This is a genomic window from Vibrio sp. 10N.222.49.A3 (genome assembly GCF_041475145.1).
Taxonomy (GTDB): Bacteria; Pseudomonadota; Gammaproteobacteria; order Enterobacterales; family Vibrionaceae; genus Vibrio; species Vibrio tasmaniensis_A.
The window spans coordinates 1-2,658 of record NZ_JBFRVM010000205.1 but is presented as its reverse complement, the minus strand read 5'-3'; the positions used below and the strand labels follow the sequence as shown (position 1 = coordinate 2,658).

Below are 2,658 nucleotides of genomic sequence, written 5' to 3'. Positions count from 1 at the left end.
CGATCATCCTATACACCCCTGACTAATTCGTAGCACTAGTCAAAGGATTACGTAAAAATAGAGACCGTCAATTTCCCTCGGTAATTAAGCGAATGACAAAGTCGCTTGGTAGTTACGATACGACAGAATCGCTTGGTGATCACAGGTAAGAAACCCTTACCTATTGACTCATCTTTGCCCCATTATTTGGTAGACCTTTTACTCATTCACATCTTGTTAATGGGCTTTTGCCCTACTAAAAATTATCGACAATTTTATTGCTGTTCGTTGTGAATCCCCGTGTTGTATCACGGGGGTAAATTCGACCAATCTTCAACATCCTCCACACATTGAATTCATAGATAATTTATTATATGGACATTGTTTCATTTCGAATATAAATTGATTGGTAATAATTGTGTTTATTCATGCAGTTACATCATCATCCACTTTATATCCAAGGTGTTAAAAATGGAAAATCTGTTTTATCAAAAGTTTTCAGAAATTAACTTAAATGACCCATTCTTCTCTACGTTGAAATCAGACTACATTGAGTTCCCCACTTGGTTTTCGAAGAAATCTCAAGGCGGAGAGAGTGCTTACGTATTATATAATGCTGCGCGTGCTATTGAAGGGTTCATGTATTTGAAAATCGAGGAAGGAGTTGTAACCGATACAACTCCAAACTTACCACACGCGAAACATTTAAAAATAGGTACCTTTAAATTTGATGCGGCAGGTACTCGTAGAGGAGAACGATTCATTAAAAAAGTATTCGATCACGCTATCGAATACGGTGTAGATGATATTTATGTCACGATTTTTGAAAAACACTCTCATCTAATTACTCTGATGACTCGATATGGGTTTGATGTTATTGGCCAAAAAGATACTGATAATGGCGTTGAAAATGTTTTGTTTCGCAGTATGGTGACAAACCAAGGCCATATATTGAAAGACTACCCACGCTTTGACGTTCGTGAATCTAACAAATACCTACTTTCAATTTATCCTAAGTACCACACTCGAATGCTACCAGATTCGATCTTGAGCGGTGAATCTCACGATTTAATCCAAGATGTATCTCATACTAATAGTATTCACAAAATCTACCTATGCGGTATGGACCTAACTGCTGATTTCAAGCCGGGAGATATAATTGTTACTTATAGAACTTCAGATGGTGCAGGTCCAGCTCGCTTTCGTTCAGTTATCACCTCTGTATGTGTTGTAGAAGAGTACAAAAACATCGGTGATTTCACGACACTAGATGCATTCTTAAAATATGCAGGTTCTTACTCGGTATTTGACACAAGTGAGTTAACTTACTTCTACAAGTCTAAACGCTATCCTCATATTATCCGCTTTACCTATAATACTGCGATGACAAAACGCGTCATTCGTGACAAACTAATCAGTGATGTTGGTCTATCTGTGCATGACTATTGGGGTGCTATGAAGTTAACAGATCAACAATTTAGACACATGCTTGATTTAGGTGAGGTAGATGCAAGTTTTATTATCGATTAAACCCGAGTTCGTAAAAAGAATCTTTGCAGGTGAAAAGCTGTTTGAGTATCGCAAAGCAATCTTTCGACGTGCAGGCGTAGAGAAAGTCATTATTTATTCTACGCTTCCCGAAGGAAAAATAGTCGGTGAGTTCTCTATCGAAAAGATTTTAACGGATAGTCCAGAGGCCATTTGGGATAAGACTCAAACTAAGTCTGGCATCAACAAAGAATTTTTCGACCAATACTTCAACGGAAAATCTGAAGCTCATGCGATAAAAATCGGTAACGTCAGAAAGTATGATAACCCTTTTAAACTCGACATGATGAAGACAAAAGTCACTGCACCGCAGTCTTTTATGTATTTGTCACATGACCATTTTCCGGAGTTTGCATTCGAATGAGCAAGTTGATTTTTATCTCTGGTGTTCACGGGGTTGGCAAATCAACCTTGTGTAAACAGATCAATAAGTTTGTTGATATCCCTACGCACTCTTGTAGCGATATCATCAAATCTAACTCTGAATATGTTGAAACATCAAAATTTGTTGATAAAGCGGAAGCCAATCAAAAAGCATTACTCTTTGGACTAAGCCAATTCAAAGAGCAACAATTACTTTTGGATGGACATTTTTGTCTCGTTGGAAAAAACAACGATATAATCGAGCTAAGCTATCAGGTTTTTGACGATATTGGACCATCTTTGATCATCAATGTGTTCGCTGATTCAAAAGAGATCCATAGGCGTTTACTTTCTAGGGACGAAAATGCACTCCCTTTAGAGTTGATTCAAAAGCTACAAACTCAAGAATCTAACAACGTTCATGAGTTCGCGAAGAGCCGTAATATTCCTGTATTTGACTATGAATCAGGTAGTGATATTGAGCCTCTTTTACAACTGCTTAAGTAATTAAGAAAAAAAGCCATAGAATATTCTATGGCTTTTTTATATCCCTCTATGCTCTTACTATTACGATTTTATTTTCGCTATTGTTCTTGCTAGCTTAAGTAAATGTGTCGATGTCTTGATTTCTAACTCTGACTGAATCCCCAAAAGCGCAATTCCTGCTAGTATTTGTTGTGGTCTCACCACTTGGCCAGTTGGCAGCTCCATACTGTCGTATAACATTTTGAACTGTTCCCAATCATCACAGTATCCGCCCCATGAACC

General features: G+C 37.6%; 3 protein-coding genes and 1 pseudogene. 3 read left to right on the top strand and 1 reads right to left on the bottom strand.

Translation table 11 applies throughout. From position 1 onward, the window contains the following. Positions 1-450 precede the first annotated feature (450 nt). Genes AB4589_RS23015 through AB4589_RS23005 form a run of 3 tightly spaced genes read left to right on the top strand, consistent with a single transcriptional unit; the run spans position 451 to position 2,397 of the window. Positions 451-1,509 carry an N-acetyltransferase gene (locus AB4589_RS23015; RefSeq protein WP_104215443.1) on the top strand — a complete coding sequence of 353 codons (1,059 nt, stop codon included), beginning with the start codon at positions 451-453 and terminating at the stop codon, positions 1,507-1,509. Beyond that, on the top strand, positions 1,487-1,891 hold the full coding sequence (locus tag AB4589_RS23010) for an ASCH domain-containing protein (RefSeq protein ID WP_372101764.1): 405 nt from the start codon (positions 1,487-1,489) through the stop codon (positions 1,889-1,891). Before AB4589_RS23015 ends, AB4589_RS23010 begins: the two co-directional genes overlap by 23 nt. Next, on the top strand, positions 1,888-2,397 hold the full coding sequence (locus AB4589_RS23005) for an ATP-binding protein (protein WP_104215445.1): 510 nt from the start codon (positions 1,888-1,890) through the stop codon (positions 2,395-2,397). Before AB4589_RS23010 ends, AB4589_RS23005 begins: the two co-directional genes overlap by 4 nt. A 60-nt stretch (positions 2,398-2,457) precedes the next feature. Here AB4589_RS23005 and AB4589_RS23000 read toward each other — a convergent pair. Further along, positions 2,458-2,658, bottom strand: a pseudogene (locus AB4589_RS23000) (hypothetical protein); the annotation flags it as partial.

Excerpts from the sequence above, each read along its gene's own strand:
- AB4589_RS23005 (WP_104215445.1), top strand. The coding sequence starts at position 1,888 with ATGAGCAAGTTGATTTTTATCTCTGGTGTTCACGGGGTTGGCAAATCA.
- AB4589_RS23010 (WP_372101764.1), top strand. The coding sequence starts at position 1,487 with ATGCAAGTTTTATTATCGATTAAACCCGAGTTCGTAAAAAGAATCTTT.
- AB4589_RS23015 (WP_104215443.1), top strand. The coding sequence starts at position 451 with ATGGAAAATCTGTTTTATCAAAAGTTTTCAGAAATTAACTTAAATGAC.